This is a genomic window from Neorhizobium sp. USDA 3394, assembly GCF_056280385.1.
Genome location: NZ_JBWCDU010000001.1, coordinates 252,796 through 269,055, shown reverse-complemented (window position 1 = coordinate 269,055; position 16,260 = coordinate 252,796). Strand labels below are relative to the sequence as shown.

The 16,260-nt window shown below is 62.8% G+C and carries 15 protein-coding genes; 7 read left to right on the top strand and 8 right to left on the bottom strand.

Features of this window, described 5'->3' with window-relative positions; genetic code table 11:
* The first annotated feature begins 35 nt into the window (after nucleotides 1-35).
* Nucleotides 36-629 carry a TetR/AcrR family transcriptional regulator gene (locus ACZ9EJ_RS01035; RefSeq protein WP_046639403.1) on the top strand — a complete coding sequence of 198 codons (594 nt, stop codon included), beginning with the start codon at nucleotides 36-38 and terminating at the stop codon, nucleotides 627-629.
* 385 nt (nucleotides 630-1,014) lie between these two features.
* The gene (locus ACZ9EJ_RS01030; protein ID WP_080955676.1) at nucleotides 1,015-2,970 is read left to right on the top strand and encodes a methyl-accepting chemotaxis protein; all 1,956 of its coding nucleotides are present in this window, start codon (nucleotides 1,015-1,017) and stop codon (nucleotides 2,968-2,970) included.
* 21 nt (nucleotides 2,971-2,991) lie between these two features.
* Here the strand turns inward: ACZ9EJ_RS01030 and ACZ9EJ_RS01025 are convergent, their stop codons facing one another.
* From ACZ9EJ_RS01025 to ACZ9EJ_RS01015, 3 genes are all read right to left on the bottom strand, one after another.
* Nucleotides 2,992-3,819, bottom strand: coding sequence for a helix-turn-helix domain-containing protein (locus tag ACZ9EJ_RS01025; protein WP_046639402.1), 828 nt, complete (start codon nucleotides 3,817-3,819; stop codon nucleotides 2,992-2,994).
* Nucleotides 3,816-4,181, bottom strand: a complete 366-nt coding sequence (locus ACZ9EJ_RS01020; RefSeq protein ID WP_046639401.1) for a nuclear transport factor 2 family protein — start codon at nucleotides 4,179-4,181, stop codon at nucleotides 3,816-3,818. The genes ACZ9EJ_RS01025 and ACZ9EJ_RS01020 overlap by 4 nt, the downstream gene beginning before the upstream one ends.
* A gap of 90 nt (nucleotides 4,182-4,271) precedes the next feature.
* Entirely contained in the window at nucleotides 4,272-4,883 is a 612-nt protein-coding gene (locus ACZ9EJ_RS01015; RefSeq protein WP_046639400.1) for a LysE family translocator, read from the bottom strand.
* 134 nt (nucleotides 4,884-5,017) lie between these two features.
* Between ACZ9EJ_RS01015 and ACZ9EJ_RS01010 the strand changes: the two genes are divergently transcribed.
* Nucleotides 5,018-6,169 (top strand): DSD1 family PLP-dependent enzyme, encoded by a 1,152-nt coding sequence (locus ACZ9EJ_RS01010; RefSeq protein ID WP_046639399.1) that lies wholly within the window; start codon nucleotides 5,018-5,020, stop codon nucleotides 6,167-6,169.
* Here ACZ9EJ_RS01010 and ACZ9EJ_RS01005 read toward each other — a convergent pair.
* The 5 genes from ACZ9EJ_RS01005 to ACZ9EJ_RS00985 all read right to left on the bottom strand — a co-directional run bounded on the left by ACZ9EJ_RS01005 (nucleotide 6,166) and on the right by ACZ9EJ_RS00985 (nucleotide 11,043).
* Nucleotides 6,166-6,966, bottom strand: coding sequence for an ABC transporter permease (locus ACZ9EJ_RS01005; protein WP_370649700.1), 801 nt, complete (start codon nucleotides 6,964-6,966; stop codon nucleotides 6,166-6,168). The two genes, ACZ9EJ_RS01010 and ACZ9EJ_RS01005, sit on opposite strands and share 4 nt — an antisense overlap.
* Nucleotides 6,954-7,811, bottom strand: coding sequence for an ABC transporter permease (locus tag ACZ9EJ_RS01000; RefSeq protein WP_046639398.1), 858 nt, complete (start codon nucleotides 7,809-7,811; stop codon nucleotides 6,954-6,956). The genes ACZ9EJ_RS01005 and ACZ9EJ_RS01000 overlap by 13 nt, the downstream gene beginning before the upstream one ends.
* On the bottom strand, nucleotides 7,808-8,851 hold the full coding sequence (locus tag ACZ9EJ_RS00995; protein ID WP_046639397.1) for an ABC transporter ATP-binding protein: 1,044 nt from the start codon (nucleotides 8,849-8,851) through the stop codon (nucleotides 7,808-7,810). Before ACZ9EJ_RS00995 ends, ACZ9EJ_RS01000 begins: the two co-directional genes overlap by 4 nt.
* A 92-nt stretch (nucleotides 8,852-8,943) precedes the next feature.
* Nucleotides 8,944-9,981 carry an ABC transporter substrate-binding protein gene (locus ACZ9EJ_RS00990; RefSeq protein WP_046639396.1) on the bottom strand — a complete coding sequence of 346 codons (1,038 nt, stop codon included), beginning with the start codon at nucleotides 9,979-9,981 and terminating at the stop codon, nucleotides 8,944-8,946.
* 87 nt (nucleotides 9,982-10,068) lie between these two features.
* Nucleotides 10,069-11,043: an isopenicillin N synthase family dioxygenase gene (locus ACZ9EJ_RS00985; protein ID WP_046639395.1), complete on the bottom strand. Its 975-nt coding sequence runs from the start codon at nucleotides 11,041-11,043 to the stop codon at nucleotides 10,069-10,071.
* A 115-nt stretch (nucleotides 11,044-11,158) separates the two neighbouring features.
* Between ACZ9EJ_RS00985 and ACZ9EJ_RS00980 the strand changes: the two genes are divergently transcribed.
* From ACZ9EJ_RS00980 to ACZ9EJ_RS00965, 4 genes are read left to right on the top strand one after another with little or no spacing between them, the layout of a single operon-like run.
* Nucleotides 11,159-12,268 carry a carbohydrate kinase gene (locus ACZ9EJ_RS00980; RefSeq protein WP_007758158.1) on the top strand — a complete coding sequence of 370 codons (1,110 nt, stop codon included), beginning with the start codon at nucleotides 11,159-11,161 and terminating at the stop codon, nucleotides 12,266-12,268.
* A 36-nt stretch (nucleotides 12,269-12,304) separates the two neighbouring features.
* A complete protein-coding gene (locus ACZ9EJ_RS00975) occupies nucleotides 12,305-13,234 on the top strand; it encodes a pseudouridine-5'-phosphate glycosidase (RefSeq protein ID WP_046639394.1) in 930 nt (309 codons plus the stop codon).
* A 23-nt stretch (nucleotides 13,235-13,257) separates the two neighbouring features.
* Complete coding sequence (locus ACZ9EJ_RS00970) at nucleotides 13,258-14,082, top strand: enoyl-CoA hydratase/isomerase family protein (RefSeq protein WP_046628755.1); 825 nt, start codon at nucleotides 13,258-13,260, stop codon at nucleotides 14,080-14,082.
* Between the two features lie 10 nt (nucleotides 14,083-14,092).
* Nucleotides 14,093-16,198, top strand: coding sequence for an acetate--CoA ligase family protein (locus ACZ9EJ_RS00965; protein ID WP_046639393.1), 2,106 nt, complete (start codon nucleotides 14,093-14,095; stop codon nucleotides 16,196-16,198).
* Nucleotides 16,199-16,260: the final 62 nt, after the last annotated feature.

Genomic DNA, 16,260 nt, shown 5'->3' with positions numbered 1-16,260 from the left:
TTTTCGTCAAGCCCCCATTTGCCTGGAGCAGTATTTTGGCCTCGGCCGAGCCGAAGACGACATCCCTCGCATCGACCAAGCTTCGCGCTGATGCCCGCCGCAACCGCGAAAAGCTGGTCGAGGTGGCGGCCGCAGCCTTTGCGGAAAAGGGCGTCGAGACTTCGCTGGAAGATATAGCACGGCAGGCCGGCGTCGGCATCGGCACGCTTTACCGCCATTTTCCCAGCCGCGAGCATCTCGTCGAGGTGGTCTATCGCCGTGAGCTTGAGGCCCTGGCGAGCGCCGCTACCGAACTTGCCAGGCTCCATTCGCCGGACATGGCGCTCGAGGAATGGATGCGTCGCTTCGTCGGCTATATCGCCACCAAGCGCGGCATGGCCAACAGCCTGCGCATTCTCATGACCTCCAACTCCTCCCTTTTTTCCGAGGGCTCGGGCCTCATCCGTGGCGCGCTGGAAAGTCTTTTGAAGACTGCGGGCGATGAAGGATATATCCGCCGCGACATCGAAACGACCGATCTCATGCACGCTCTGTCGAGCATTTATTCCATTCCGGAATCGCCCGAATGGCGCGAGCGGGCGCATCGCCTGATCGGCCTGCTGATGGACGGCCTGCGGACCCGCAGATAACCCGTCGTATCCGTACCGTATCGGCCGGTCGGATAGGCTAGATTTCGCATGTCACTTGAACGGAATATCAAGCAATCTCCGATTGACAGGTAACCTGTTACTCAGATGATCGGGCTTCAATATTATTGTTATAAAATAAACGGATAGCCCAGACGAAATTTCGAATTTTCGCCCCGATAATTCGTCAAAAGTCATTATATACTATCAAAATTCAATCTGTCGTTAAAGAGTTTGACCCTAAGCTCCCGGCTACCGCGCGACCGCCATCCGGTGTAGCGCAGGAGCCGGTATGAGACCGGTTCTCTTCCCACACCGCCAGATATCAGATCTGCGCGTGAAAACGCGTTGCCTCATTCGAGGCTTCACCATTCCGGAGCCGAATCTCATGTCCCGTCTCTCCATTCGCAGCTCGCTCATCGCCGTCTTCGGCGCGATCGCGACGCTCGTCGCCGTTCTCGCCTGGGCGGCCATTTCCTCGCTCTCCAATGTCGCCGGAAATCTCACCACGATCTCGCAAAACTCGATGCCGAGCGTCCAGGCCTCGAAGAATATAGAGACGGCCATTCTCGGAATGACGGTCGCCTATATGGGGCATCTGACGACGACCTCGGATTTCGGCATGGACACCGCGGAAAAGCTGATCGCCCAGCAGTCCGACGCGCTCAAGGCCGCACTCCAAACCTACAGGCCGCTGATCTCCAGCGACCAGGAAAAGCAGATCATCGACCAGATCCAGGCGGGCATCGACAAATACGTCCTCAACGGCCAGAAGATGCTGGACTTCTCCCGCAAGGCCTCCGACGCCCGCGCCCGCGTCGAGATGGAAAAGATGCGGGTCACGATCCAGCCGGTCATGGAAGCCGTTACCAAGCTGGTCAAGTCGAACACGGACGAGGCGGCCCTCGAAACCGCCAAGGCGGAGTCGACCTATTCCACCGCGCTCGCCACGATGGAAAGCATCCTTGGTGTTGTCTTCCTGCTGATCGTCGGTGCCGCCGTCTACGTGCTGTCCGGTATCGCCCGACCCATCCAGCGCATCACGGCGTCGATGAGCGGCCTTGCCGCAGGCGACACCGCGACCGAAATCCCCTTTGCAGGACGCAAGGACGAAGTCGGGGCAATGGCTGGTGCCGTGGAAGTCTTCCGTCAGGCGGCGATCTCCAACAGGCAGCTTCAGGAACAGGCGGAAGAGGCCCGCGCCCAAGCCGAAGCCGACCGTATCCACCTGCAGGAAGAGGCGGAAGCCTCCGCCCAGGCCCGTCTCCAGCAAGCGACCTCAGGCCTCGCCGCCGGCCTGCGCCGCCTTGCCTCGGGAGATCTCGCTTTCCAGCTCAACGAACCCTTCGCTCCGGATTTCGAAGCGCTGCGCGAAGACCTGAACTCGGCCGTGTCCCGCCTCGGCGAAGCCCTTTCGGAAGTCGCCGGCTCCGCCCAGTCGATCGATAGCGGTTCGCGTGAAGTCAGCCAGAGCGCCGACGACCTGTCCAAGCGGACCGAACAGCAGGCAGCCTCGCTCGAAGAGACCGCAGCCGCCCTTGACGAGATCACCGCCAATGTCTCGAACTCTTCCAAGCGTGCGGACGAGGCAAAGGCGATCGCCCTGCAGGCAAATTCCAGCGCCGCCCAGTCGGGCGCCGTCGTCGCCAACGCCGTCGATGCAATGCAGCGCATCGAACAGTCGTCCAGCCAGATTTCCAACATCATCGGGGTGATCGACGAGATCGCCTTCCAGACCAACCTGCTGGCGCTGAATGCAGGCGTCGAAGCGGCCCGCGCCGGTGAAGCCGGCAAGGGTTTCGCGGTCGTCGCCCAGGAAGTCCGCGAACTCGCCCAGCGTTCGGCGAATGCGGCCAAGGAGATCAAGGATCTCATCCGCAAGTCGGGCTCCGAAGTCCAGAACGGCGTGAAGCTGGTGCGCGAGACCGGCGACGCGCTGAAGACGATCGAAAGCCACGTCGTCACCATCAACGAGCATATCAATGCGATCGCCACCGCCGCCCGCGAACAGTCGGTCGGCCTCGCAGAGGTCAACTCGGCCGTCAACCAGATGGACCAGGTGACGCAGCAGAACGCCGCGATGGTCGAGGAAACCAATGCTGCCGGCGCCAACCTTGCATCGGAAAGCACCAAGCTGCGTGATCTGCTGACCCGCTTCAAGCTCTCCGAAGGCGGCCAGCGTTCCGGCATGCAGCAGCGGCCCGCCTACGGCTCTGCTCCGGCCCCGGTTGGCCGCAATGCGGCTCCACAGGAATCGCCGGCCCGCCGCCTTGCACAGCGCGTCAGCAAGTCCTTCGGCGGTGCGGCAGTTGCAACCGCCGAATCCCAGTGGACCGATTTCTGATCTGCACGCGATACTAACTCTCTAACTGTCGCTCTTCGACGGCCCGGCCTCTGCCATCTGGCGCAGAAGCCGGGCCGTTTCGTCATTGGCGGGAAAGAAGGATTCGACCGCCAGTTCCGACAGCGTCACATCCACCGGGGTTCCGAAGACGGTCGTCGTCGAGATGAACGACAAAAGCCCCGCCTCCGTGCGCAATTCCATCGGCACGGCGATACCCGCATAGTCGTGTTTCGGCGCCGATTTCGACGCGTCTTCCCACACCGGGTAACCGGACAGTTCTTCCAGCAATCTCTGAAGAACGCGATCACCGGTCGCCGAGATCTGCTGGCGCAGCCGTTCGAGCAGGTGACTACGCCATTCCGCCAGATTGGCGATGTAAGGCGCAAGGCCCTGCGGATGCAGGCTGAGCCGCAGGACGTTGACCGGCCCTTCGATCAACGACCGGTCGGCGACATCAGCAAGCAGCGGCGCCACCGCGGCATTTGCGGCCACCAATGTCCAGTGCCGGTCGACGGCAAGCGCCGGGAACGGCTCATGGCCTTTCAATACCATATCAATCGCCCGCCGCGCCGGCTGGAGCGCCGGATCGTCGAGTTTGCGCTCGGCAAACACCGGCGCGAAACCGGCGGCGAGCAGCATCGGGTTGCGCTCGCGGAGCGGCACGTCAAGCCGCTCCGCCAAATGCAGGAGCATGTCGCGGCTCGGGGCCGACCGTCCGCTTTCGATGAAGCTCAGATGGCGTTGCGAGATATCGGCCTCGAGCGCCAGATCGAGCTGGCTCATGCGCCGGCGACGGCGCCATTCGCGCAGGAAATCACCGAGAGGGCGGGCGGGCGCAATCGTCGTCATGCGGCAGCCGGAACCTGGTCGAGGAAACCGCAGACCGACTTCAGGCGGCCGTTTTCCAGGACGGCGAAATCCGTATCCTTGATCAGCGCCTCGCCATCTTCCGGGCCAAGGCTCCAGGAGAAGCGCAGATTGTCGTCATAACCGTCGGGCGTGCCGATCAGCGTGAAACGGAAGCCCGGAAACCGCGCCTGGACGCCTTCGACCAGGCGATCGACGCCCTCATGGCCTTCGCCGCGCATCAGCGGATCGACGTAAAGCCCGTCTTCCGCCCAGGTCTCGGCGATCAGCGCCTTGCGGCGGGCGGCATCCGTTTCGTTCCAGATGGCGAGATAACGTTCGGCTTTGGTGTTCGCATCGGTCATGTCTTTTCTCCTTTGGATCGCCTGACTTGTTGCAGACAGGGCGAACATGCCGGAGCGGCTGCATCGTCTCAATTACGCGGCAGGTAATAACTATCGCGCCGAAAGCGCAAGCCGCGCGCCGAGCACCACGAAGGCGCCGGCGAAGATACGGCGCATCCAGGCGAGGATGTTCGGCCGCGAGATCACGTGGCTCCGCACCGAGGCGGCAAACAGGCCGTAGACGACGAAGATGCCGAAGGTCATCAGCATGAAGACGAGGCTGAGCTCGGTCATGCGCAGAACGGGTGCTGTCTCCTCCTGGCTGACGAACTGCGGCAGGAAGGCGAAGAAGAAAATCGACAATTTCGGGTTGAGCGCATTGGCAAGGATTGCCGAAACGATGACTTGGCCAACGGATTTCGGCGTCCGGTCCGTCTCCGCCGTCAGCGCGCCTTTTTCCTTAAGCACCTGCCAGGCCATGAACAGGAGATAGGCGACACCGAGATATTTGATGATTTCGAAGGCCAGGGCGCTGGTATGCAGCAGAGCTGCAAGGCCCGAGACTGCCGCAATCATGTGCGGCAGGATGCCGAGCGTACAGCCGAAGGCGGCGATGACGCTCGCCCGCACGCCACGCGACAGGCCCGCGGCGAGCGTGATCAGCACACCGGTACCCGGCGACGCCACGACGACGAGGGAAGTGATCAGGAATTCCGCGCTCATGAGAGATCCTTTCGAGAGGTTTTCCCATGGCTACCGAAGAACCCCACGCCGATCTTGAACGAAATTGCAGGCCGGCGATTGCCTGGAGGGACCCGGGAACCTATCGTCACGCCATCTCAGTGCGGACCCATCTCATGACCTCTTCTCCGAAAGACCTCGACATCGGCTATGACGTCCCGGCCTCTGTCGGCGACACGATTAACGACATCCAGACGCCGGCGCTGATCATCGATCTCGACGCCTTCGAGCGAAATGTCGAACGGATGAGAACTTATGCCGAGGCGGCGGGAGTGCGGCTTCGCCCGCATGCCAAGACCCACAAGTCGGCCGATGTCGCGCTTTACCAGATGCAGAACGGCGGCGCCGTCGGCATCTGCTGCCAGAAAGTGTCCGAGGCGGAAGCGCTGGTGCGCGGCGGCGTTACCGACGTGCTCGTCGCCAACGAGGTTGCCGATCCGAAAAAGATCGACCGGCTGGCGCGGCTCGCGAAAAACGCACATGTCTCCGTTTGCGTCGACGATCCGGCCGTCGTCGCCACGCTTTCCGAAGCAGCCGGCCGGCATGGCGTGACGCTCGACGTGCTGGTGGAGATCGATTGCGGCGCCCGCCGCTGCGGCGTGCTGCCCGGCGCGCCGGCCGTCGAGCTGGCAAAGATGGTCGCCGCCGCGCCGAACCTCGCCTTTGCCGGTATCCAGGCCTATCACGGCAGCGCCCAGCATATCTATGATCCGGCCGAGCGCCGTACCGCCATCGACAAGGCGATCGGCATGGCGCGGGAAACGGCCGTGCTGCTGCGCGACGCGGGACTGGAGCCGAAGATCATCACCGGCGCAGGCACCGGCACCCACAATCTCGAAGGCGCATCCGGTCTGTACAACGAGGTCCAGCCGGGCTCCTACATCTTCATGGATGCGGATTACGCCCGCGTCCGCGCGACGGAGGGTAACGGCACGGTCGGCAGCTTCGAGCGTGCGCTCTTCGTGCTGACCTCGATCATGAGCAAGCCGGCCTCCGGTCGCGCCATCTGCGATGCGGGCCTCAAGGCGCACTCGATCGACAGTGGCCTGCCGACAGTATTCGAACGCCCCGACCTCACATTCGTCAGCGCTTCGGACGAACACGGCAAGATCGAGGACCTGCAGGATACGCTGAAACTCAACGACCGCCTGGCGCTCGTGCCGGGTCACTGCGACCCGACCTGCAATCTCTACGACTGGTATGTCTGCGTTCGCAACGGCCGCGTCGAGGCGCTCTGGCCCGTCACCGCCCGCGGCAAGCTCTACTAGAACCGGTGAATACGCAGGCCGAGCACCTTTTCCGAAATGACCACCACCGCCATCGTCAGCACGATCGAGCAGGTCGAGACGGCCGCCGCTTCCGGCGTGAAATTGGTGCGCAGGTAGTCGAACAGCTGGATCGGCAGCGTCGACATGCCGACACCCTTCAGCATGAAGGAAATGGTGAAGACGTCGAACGAGATGATGAAGGCGAACAGGCAGCCGCCGATGACGCCGGGCTTGATCAGCGGCAGCATGATCCTCCGGAAGCGGGTGAAGCGTCCCGCCCCCAGGCTCTGCGCAGCAAGGCTCCAGGCAGGATCGTAGCTCTCCATCGAGGCCGAGACGTTGATGAACACGAAGGGCAGCGTGATCAGCACATGGCCGACGATCATGCCGACCAGGTTCTGCGTGCCGAGGCCGACCGAATAGACGAAGAAGAGGAGCGAGATCGCCGTCAGCACTTCCGGCAACAGCAGCGGCGCCAGCATGGCGACCCGCACCGTTTCCTTCAGCTTGCCGGCATGCGTCACATAGAACATCGCCGCCATCGTGCCGATGATCCCGGAGATCACCGTGGTCAGCGCCGCGATCCACAGCGAGGTGCGGATCGCGCGCATGAACACCTCGTTGTTGAAGAAAACGAGATACCAGCGGAACGAAAGCCCCTGCGGCGGGAAGGTGAGGAAGGCACCGGCATTGAAGGAAGCGATGACGACCACCGCGATCGGTGCCAGCAGGAAAGCGTAGATGATCAGGCAATAGACGGTGAAGAACGGTTTCGACATGCGTCTCAAGCCTTCCATTTCATGACAGTCAGCCGCCCGAAGATGACGACGAAGATCGCGCCGGTCACCGACAGCATCAGCGCCAGCGCCGAACCGAACGGCCACTGGAACGTATCGATCAGCGCATCCACCACCGTCACCGCCATGGTCTTGACCCTCAACCCACCGATCAGCGACGGCGTCACATAGGCGCTGAGCGACAGAACAAAGACGAGGATGCAGCCGGCCTGGATGCCCGGCAGCGACAGCGGCAGGGTGATGCGCCGGAACGACGTGACCTTCGACGCCCCGAGCGAACGAGCCGCCGCTTCGAGCGATGGATCGATACCCTGGATGGCGCTCATGATCGGCAGGATCATGAAGGGCAGGAAGACATGCACCAGCGCGATGATGATACCGAGCGCATTATACATCAGCGGCAGCGGCCCATCGATAAGCCCCCAGCCGGTCAGCGTGCGGTTGATGATGCCGTTATTGCCGAGCAGGATCGTCCAGCCATAGCTGCGGATGACGATGCCGACGAGCAGCGGCGAGAGCACCAGCGCGTAACCCAGAGCGCGGAAGGTCGAGGCCCCGCGCGCCAGCTGCCAGGCGACGGGATAACCAAGGATCAGGCAGAGGAAGGTCGTCAGAAAGCCGATCCACAGCGTGTTGATCACCTGTTGGACATAGAAGAAGTCCGAAAAGAACTTGCCGTAATTGCCAAGCGTGAAGCCCGGCCCATAGGGCGTGCCCTGTCCGGGCATCCGGAAACTCATGACGACGATATTGAGATAGGGCAGTACGAGGAAGACGCAGAGCAGGATCGCGGCGGGTGCGATCAGCAGCAGCGGTCCGAGCCTTTTTCTGGGCGGAACAATCATGCCGCACTTCCAAGCGGCCAGAAGCGATCGGCCGGCGCGTGCACGAGCACCTGCTCGCCGTCCGCAAACCGCGTGCGCGGAAAAGTCTGGACGTTGACGACGGCGCCGCCCGCAAGCTCCAGGCGGTAATCGACGAGACTGCCGGAATAGTAGCTGGAGAGAACCTTAGCGGACGCACCCGTCGCGCCCGAGTTGATCGGCAGCAGCTCGACCGCTTCCGGCCGCAGAGCCAGCATCAGCTCGACGCCTTCGGCAAAATCTCCACTGACCGGCACGTCGCCGAAGGCGGTCGAAACGACGCGATTGCCGACCTTGCCGCGGATGATGTTCACCTGTCCGACGAACTCGGCCACTTCCAGATTGGCCGGCCGCTCGTAAATGTCGGAGGGCGTGCCGATCTGGGCGATGCGGCCGCCGAACATCACCACCACCCGGTCGGACATGGTCATCGCCTCGGCCTGATCGTGCGTGACGTAGACCGTGGTGATGCCGACGCGGCGCTGCAGGTCGCGGATGAAGACCCGCATCTCCTCACGCAGCTTGGCGTCGAGATTGGCGAGCGGCTCGTCGAGCAGCAGGATCTTCGGTTCGATGACCAGAGCGCGGGCAAGCGCCACGCGCTGCTGCTGGCCGCCGGAGAGCTGGCGCGGATAACGCTCGGAATAACCCGTGAGCTGCACCATATCCAGCACCTTGGCGATGCGGGTGCGGATCTCGTCCTTGGGCGTTTTGCGCATCTCCAGCCCGAAGGCGAGGTTCTTTTCGACCGTCATATGCGGAAACAGCGCATAGTTCTGGAAGACCATGCCGATATCGCGCTTTTCGACCGGCACGTGCACGACGTCGCGGCCGTCGAAGCGGATCGCCCCTTGCGTCGCATCCTCGAAACCCGCGATCATCTTCAGCGTCGTCGTCTTGCCGCACCCTGACGGCCCGAGCAGCGAGATGAACTCGCCCTCGGCGATCCGGATCGAAATGCTGTCGACCGCGGGACCCTGCCCGTAGTCCTTGGTCAGCTTTTCGATGCTAACCTCTGTCATGAAATTCCACTTTCCAATTAAAGAACCTGACCCGGAAAAAGCCGATCATGGTCTGCTTTCAAAGGCAGACCATGATCGCAGGGGGGGGGAAATCACTTGATTGTCTTCGCCCAGCGTTCGGCGAGTTCGCCCTGCTTTTCGTTGACGAAGTTCCAGTCCCAGGTGAGGATCTTGTCCATGTCCGCGCCGGAAACCGGCACGTCGACCTTGAGATCGGCCGGCACGATGACCTTGGAATTGGTCGGCGAGATGAAGAACTCCTTCATCATCATCCCCTGCACTTCCGGCGACAGCAGGAAGTTGGCGTACTGGTAGGCCAGTTCCTTTTCCGGCGCGTTGGCGAGGATGTTGATGGTCTGGTCGAACATGAACATCCCTTCTTCCGGGATGATACAGTCGACCGGCAGGCCCTGGCGGCGCAGGCGGGCGATTTCGCCGAAGTCGAAGGGCGCGACGACGATTTCGCCCGAAGCAAGACCGGTCGACATGTTGAAGTCCACCTGGATCACCGAGCCGAGCTTCTGGAGTGCCGCGAAACCGGCATCGACGTCATACTGATCCTTGCCGAAGATCTTCGAAAACAGCAGCAGCTCCATCTTGCCGGCGCTGTTGGCGAAGTTGTAGAGGCCGATCTTGCCCTTGAATTCCGGGTTGTTCCAGAGATCCTTCCAGGACTTCGGCTTGGTCTTCACAAGGTCCGTGCGGTAGCCGATGCCGATCGGCGAAACGGCGCCGATCGCGCCCCAGCCGTCGGTCTTCTTGGCGAGCGGATAGAGATCGTTGTAGTTCGAGAGCTTGGTGAGATCGAGCTTCTCGAAAAAGCCCTCCTTGCGCAGACCGGACGCGAAAACCTCGTTGGTCATCACGATCGAATAGGGCGGCTTGGCGGTGCCTGCCGCCCGCAGGTTGGCGCCCCAGACTCGGCCGTTGCCGACGTCGAGCGTCACGGCCGCACCGGTCTTTTTGGTGAAGGCGGGTCCGACGGTCGAGCGCCAGTACTGTTCCCACACGCCGCCGAGCGTCGGCACGACCAGCGTTTTCGATTGAGCCCGCGCCGGAAGGCCGAAAAGGCCGGCCGCAGCGAGTGCACTCATTCCGGCAAGCGTTTGCCGCCTTGTCAAATCCATCATGTCCAGTTCCCCTTGTTGCGATCTTTGATCGATATGTGCCGGCGGTTCTCCGCTTCTGCGCACGGGTTCAGTCGAGTTAGTCGGTCATCAGCCTTTCGAAAAAGCCTGCCTGGTCTTCAGGTCGATATATTCGCCATAGGTGATAGGCTCATATTTCGCCCCGCCCTTTACGAATGGGGCCAGGCACTCGATCACCGTATCCTTGGCCGGATTGAGGAAGAACGGGATCGACTGGCGGCGAGCGGTGCCCTTGAACCCGGTCGGCGGATTGGCGACGCGGTGCGGCGTCGAGACCCATTCATCGTTCGTCCAGCGCATGAAGGCGTCGGCGATGTTGATCACGTAGGCGCCTTCGATCGACGGCGCGTCCAGCCATTCGCCGTTGCGATTGCGCACCTGCAGCCCGCCGGCCGAAGCCTCCGAACGCAGGATGGTCATGAAGCCGTAGTCCGTATGGACGCCGGCGCGCATCTGGCCCGGCAGCGGCGATTCGTCCTGCTCCGGATAATTGATGACGCGCAGCGCCGAGAGATGGTTTTCGAAAGAGGGCTCGAAATAGTCCTGATCGAGCCCGATCGCCTGGCAGAAGATGCGGCGCATATGCTTGGCAAGGATTTCCATTTCCTTGAAATAATCGCGGAATGCCTGTTCCAGACCATCCGGTCTGTCCGGCCAGGTATCGCCGGGAAGGTTCTGGCCGAAGTTGAGACTTTCCTTGTAATCGCCTGGGGTCTTGATCCCGAGCGTGGCAGCAAGCGCCTCTTCGGCAATCGGCGAAAAGGCGACGCCGCCCACGACGCCGGCACCGCGGCCCTGGGTTTTCTTCCAGTCCTGCGGGTAATCGAAGAAGGCGCGGGCGAGATTGTAGAGCCTGGACGTCACCTCGGGCGAAACGCCATGGCCGGTGACGAGAAAGAAACCGGTATCGCGGCAGGCCGTCTCGATGGTTTTGACGACGGCCGCAGCGCCTGACTCGTTGCGGATGAAGGGGCCGACATCGATCACCGGAATGCCGGAAACGGCACCATGGGATGACGCAGGATTGGCGTTCGTTAAGGACATGCCTTCCTCCATTTCACATCTGACAAACAGATGTTGACAAAAACATCTGTTGTTGTCCATATCAAAATTAACGAAGTTGCAACGTGGTTCTCGCCTCAAGGACGATCGACTGAACATGGATGACCTTGCGCCACAGGAAGCGGCCGTCCTGGCAATCATCAAGGACAACCCGTTCGCGGGTCAGCAGGAGATCGCCACCATGCTCGGGCTGGCGCGCTCGACGGTCGCCGCCCATATCGTGCAGTTGATGCAGAAGGGCTACATCCTCGGCCGCGGTTACGTGATGCCCGCCGAGACCCGCGCCGTCTGCATCGGCGGCGCCGTGCTCGACCGCAAGTACCGCGCCAAGCAGGAGTTCGTCTTCGAGACATCCAACCCGGTAGACGGTGTGCGCAGCCTTGGCGGCGTCGCCCGCAACGTCGCGGAAAACCTGGCGCTTCTCGGCACCACGACCAGTTTCGTCTCGATCGTCGGCGACGACGAAGGCGGGCGGGCGGTGCTGAAACACATGCGCGACCGCGGCATCGATGTCAGCCAGATCATCACCACCACCGAGCGCCCGACGGCGGAATATGCGGCCATCCTCGACACCAAGGGCGACCTCGTGCTCGGCATTGCCGACATGAGCATTTTCGACCTGCTGCTGCCGAACCATATCGAGCGCATCTGGCCGCATCTCGCCGCCGCAAGCTGGGTATTTTCCGACTGCAACCTGCCGGCCGAAACGCTGGCCGCGCTCATCGCCAAGCGCCAGGGCGCCCGTTTCCGGCTGGCTATCGACGCGGTCTCGACGCCCAAGGCGGCTCGGCTGCCAAGGGATCTCACCGGCGTGGACCTGCTGTTCATGAATATCGACGAGGCAAACGCGGTCCTCGGACGCAAGGCGCACGAGACGATCGACGATGCAAAGGAAGCGGCACTTGCCCTGCAGGCGGCCGGTGCGCGCGAGGCGGTCGTGACTATGGGCCCGCGCGGCATCGCGGTTGCCGGCACCGAAGGCGCCCGCACCTTCCCGGCGGTGCATGCCCGGCCGATCGACATCACGGGCGCGGGCGACGCGATGATCGCCGGCACGCTGCACCGCATCCTGCATGGCGAGGATACCTACACTGCGGCCCGCACCGGCGCGCTGCTCGGCACGCTGACCACCGAAAGCACCGCAAGCGTCCATACGGAATTGTCCGAACGCTTCCTGGAAGCCAATATGCACCGACTGGCCGGCTGAGCCTCAGTCGCCGAAAACGATCCAAGGAATACAAAAATGGCCCTCATCAAACCGAAGCTGAGCCGTGAAGTGGCCGAGGCGCTCGCATCCGGCGGCCCAGTCGTGGCGCTGGAATCGACCATCATCACCCACGGCATGCCGTACCCGGCGAACCTCGAAACCGCGCTCGGCGTCGAGGCGGTGATCCGCGAAAACGGCGCGATCCCGGCCACCATCGCCGTCGTCAATGGCGAGCTGCGCGTCGGCCTCGAACACAGCGAACTGGAAGCGCTGGCCCAGGCGAAGGGCGTCGTAAAAGCCTCCGGCCGCGACCTCGCCGTCGCCATGGTGCGCGGCCAGTCGGCCGGCACCACGGTTTCCGCCACCATGCTGATGGCCGATCTCGCCGGCATCGACATTTTCGCCACCGGCGGCGTCGGCGGCGTGCATCGCGGCGCCGAACAGACCTTCGACATCTCCGCCGACCTGACGGAGCTCGGCCGCACCAAGACCGCCGTCGTCTGCGCCGGTGTGAAGTCGATCCTCGATATCGCCAAGACGCTGGAATATCTCGAAACCCAGCGCGTGCCCGTCATCGCCTACGGCACCGACGACTTCCCGGCCTTCTTCACCCGAAAGAGCGGCTTCAAGGCCGACCACCGGCTCGATACGCCGGAAGAGATCGCCAGGGCCATGTATCTCCACCACCAGCTCGGCACCGGCGCCGGCCTGATGATCGCCAACCCGATCCCGGAAGCGGCAGCCCTGACGCCGGAATTCATCGACGGCACCATCAACGACGCCGTGCGCGAGGCGGACGAGCGCGGCATCGGCCGCAAGGAGCTGACGCCCTTCCTGCTCGCCCGCATCAACGAACTGTCCAAGGGCGAGAGCCTCAAGGCCAATATCGAGCTGGTGAAGAACAATGCGCGGCTCGCCGCGAAAATGGCCGTCGCCTACGCGGCGCTGAAGAAGGCCGGCAAATAGTTCAAGAACAAGGGGAACTGCCCATGAACCAGCAAATGAACGGCTACGAGACGATCCTTTACGAGAAGGATTTGACTGACAAGTTCGCGACGATCACCATCAATCGCCCCGACAAAATGAATGCGATGAACAAGACCGTGATCCGCGAGATCGACGCGGCTGTCGCCGCAGCCGTCGCCGATCCGGACGTCAACGCACTGGTCATCACCGGCACCGGGCGCGCCTTCTCCTCCGGTTACGACCTGCAGGGCGGCGATTTCGATGTCGACATCGATTTCTGGCGCGAGGACATGTCGGAAAACGCCGAGGCGCTGCTCAACATCTGGCGCGCCCCGATCCCGGTCATCGCCTCGGTCAACGGATACGCGCTTGCCGGCGCGCTCGAACTGATGATGTGCTGCGATCTGGCGATTGCCGCCGACAACGCCAAGTTCGGCGAACCGGAAGTGCGCCACAATTCCGGCCCGCCGGCGCTGATGATGCCCTGGCTGCTCGCCACCCGCGACGTGCGCTGGCTGATGTTCACCGGCGACATGGTGGATGCAGAGGAGGCGCTGCGCATGCACCTGATCAACAAGGTGGTGCCAGCCGACCAGCTCAAGGAAAAGACCGAGAACCTGGCTCGCAAGCTTGCCCGCATGCCGGTTCCGGCGCTCAGATACACCAAGGCCTCGATCAACAACCAGCAGATGGTCGCCGGCCTCCTGCCGTCCTTCCAGTACAATATCGAGGCGATTGCCGCTCTTCACGTTACCAGACAGGGCCGCGAGTGGATGGCGAACCTCGCCAAGATGTCGCTGAAGGAATACCTCGCCTTCCGCGACGATCCTTTTAAGGGCCTCGACTGAGGCCCCGGCCATGACGGCCAACACGCCTGAGGCGATGCAGGCCCTCATGGCGCCGCGCTCCATTGCAGTCGTCGGCGCCACCGAGCGCGCCGACGCCTCCTCCAGTTATGTGATGAAAAACCTGATGCGCTTCGGCTATCAGGGGCAGATCATTCCGGTTCATCCAAAGGCCGGGACAATCTTCGGGCTTCCCGCCTCGCACTCCCTCTCCGCATTGGAGAGCGCACCCGATGTCGCGGTGATCGGCATCGCCGCCGACAAGGTGATTGCGGCCCTCGAAGAAGCGGGAAGCACCGGCGTCAAGGCGGCGGTCGTGCTGGCCTCCGGTTTTGCCGAACTGGACGAAGCCGGCCGTGAGCGGCAGCGACAACTGGTCGAGATCGCCGAGCGCTACGGCATGGCGATCTGTGGCCCGAACTGCCTCGGCCTCTTCAATCTCGGCTCGGGCGCCGCACTCTATTCCTCCAGCCTCTCGACCAATCTCCAGAAGGGCCGCTTCGCGATCCTCTCCCATTCCGGCGCCAGCGCCATCGCGCTCGGCAATACGGGGAGATTCGGGCTGAGCCACGTCGTCTCCTCCGGCAACAGCGCCGCGACCGACATTCCCGACTACCTCGATTTCCTCGCAACCGATGATCAGACCAGCGCCGTCGGCATCGTCATCGAGGCCATCCGCGACCCGGAAAAACTGGCGGCCGCGATGGAGAAGATGCACGCGGCCAACAAGCCGGTGATCGCCCTCCGCGCCGGCCGCTCTGAGCGTGGTGCCCAGGCGACCGCCGCCCATACAGGCTCGCTCGCCGGCAGCAACGACGCCTACCGCGCCTTCTTCCGCCGGGTGGGCATCATCGAAGTGCCGGACATGGACAATTTCATGGAAACGGCGACTCTCTGCCTGAGCCTGAAACAACGGCCTGCCAAACCGGGCGTCGCAATCGTCGGCGTCTCCGGCGGCGGCGTGGCGCATGTTTCCGATATCGCCGACGAGGTTGGTCTCTCGTTACCCGATCTGCAGCCGGAAACGGCAGTCCGAGTGAAAACGCTGCTGCCACCCTTCGCCACGCCCCAGAACCCTCTCGATACGACCGGCGTCGTCTTCGCCGACGGGGGGATCTATCGCGATGTCCTGCACGCGCTCGCGGACGATCCGTCGATCGGCCTGATCGTGGCAACGCAGGATGCACCCGCTGGCCTGGACGATTTCTGCGCCTCCGAATATCTCGGCATTGCCGAAGCGGTGTCCGACTATGCCGGAATGGGCAAGGTGCCGGTCGTGTTCATGAGCAACCTCTCCTCGGGCCATCACTCCGATGTCGAGGCGAGGCTTTCAAACGTACCTGTGCTGCGCGGCACGAAAAGCGCGCTGACGGCGGTTCGCAGCCTGATCACCCAGAGCGGGGTCGTTTCCTGGCCAGACAAGGTAGCGGCGACAAAGAAAACCCTCCCCCCTGGCGCTTTGACTGAACGCGAGGCCAAGCAACTGCTCGCCGCCGAAGGACTGCCGGTCCCCAGGGAACAGCTCGTCACCAGCGCCGATGCGGCCGCCGACGCTGCAAAGCAGCTCGGCTTCCCGGTGGTCATGAAGATCGAGTCGCCGGATATCCTGCACAAGACCGAAGCGGGCGGCGTGAAGCTCGGTATTGCCTCGGAGACGGAAGCCCGCGCCGCCTTCGACGTAATCATGGCAAACGCCCGCGCCTATGCTCCCGACGCCGCACTGCGCGGCGTCTCGGTGCAGGAAATGGTGACGGGTGGCATCGAGGCACTGGTCGGCCTTGTCCGCCACGAACCCTTCGGTTTCGGCCTCGTCGTCGGCATCGGCGGCGTGCTGGTGGAATTGGTAAAGGACAGCGCCTTCGATCTCCTGCCGATCGACCTCGCCCGCGCCGACGCGATGATCGGCGAAACGAAACTGGCATCGCTGCTGGAAGGCTATCGCGGTGCGCCAAAGGCGGATCGTCAGGCGCTTGCCGAACTGCTGGTCAGGCTCTCCGAATTCGCCGCGCACTACGGCGACGATATCGAGGCCATCGATCTGAATCCGGTAGCGGTCTTGCCCGATGGCAAGGGTGTGCGCATCCTCGACGCGCTGATCATTCCTCGGAAGATGCCGTGAAATGGTATTGCGGTCTCTGTTAGAAACCGGAGGACGGCCCCACATACCCTCATTCCTGTGCT

Excerpts from the sequence above, each read along its gene's own strand:
- ACZ9EJ_RS01030 (WP_080955676.1), top strand. The coding sequence starts at position 1,015 with ATGTCCCGTCTCTCCATTCGCAGCTCGCTCATCGCCGTCTTCGGCGCG.
- ACZ9EJ_RS01025 (WP_046639402.1), bottom strand. The coding sequence starts at position 3,819 with ATGACGACGATTGCGCCCGCCCGCCCTCTCGGTGATTTCCTGCGCGAA.
- ACZ9EJ_RS01020 (WP_046639401.1), bottom strand. The coding sequence starts at position 4,181 with ATGACCGATGCGAACACCAAAGCCGAACGTTATCTCGCCATCTGGAAC.
- ACZ9EJ_RS01015 (WP_046639400.1), bottom strand. The coding sequence starts at position 4,883 with ATGAGCGCGGAATTCCTGATCACTTCCCTCGTCGTCGTGGCGTCGCCG.
- ACZ9EJ_RS01010 (WP_046639399.1), top strand. The coding sequence starts at position 5,018 with ATGACCTCTTCTCCGAAAGACCTCGACATCGGCTATGACGTCCCGGCC.
- ACZ9EJ_RS01005 (WP_370649700.1), bottom strand. The coding sequence starts at position 6,966 with ATGGAAGGCTTGAGACGCATGTCGAAACCGTTCTTCACCGTCTATTGC.
- ACZ9EJ_RS01000 (WP_046639398.1), bottom strand. The coding sequence starts at position 7,811 with ATGATTGTTCCGCCCAGAAAAAGGCTCGGACCGCTGCTGCTGATCGCA.
- ACZ9EJ_RS00995 (WP_046639397.1), bottom strand. The coding sequence starts at position 8,851 with ATGACAGAGGTTAGCATCGAAAAGCTGACCAAGGACTACGGGCAGGGT.
- ACZ9EJ_RS00990 (WP_046639396.1), bottom strand. The coding sequence starts at position 9,981 with ATGATGGATTTGACAAGGCGGCAAACGCTTGCCGGAATGAGTGCACTC.
- ACZ9EJ_RS00985 (WP_046639395.1), bottom strand. The coding sequence starts at position 11,043 with ATGTCCTTAACGAACGCCAATCCTGCGTCATCCCATGGTGCCGTTTCC.
- ACZ9EJ_RS00980 (WP_007758158.1), top strand. The coding sequence starts at position 11,159 with ATGGATGACCTTGCGCCACAGGAAGCGGCCGTCCTGGCAATCATCAAG.
- ACZ9EJ_RS00975 (WP_046639394.1), top strand. The coding sequence starts at position 12,305 with ATGGCCCTCATCAAACCGAAGCTGAGCCGTGAAGTGGCCGAGGCGCTC.
- ACZ9EJ_RS00970 (WP_046628755.1), top strand. The coding sequence starts at position 13,258 with ATGAACCAGCAAATGAACGGCTACGAGACGATCCTTTACGAGAAGGAT.
- ACZ9EJ_RS00965 (WP_046639393.1), top strand. The coding sequence starts at position 14,093 with ATGACGGCCAACACGCCTGAGGCGATGCAGGCCCTCATGGCGCCGCGC.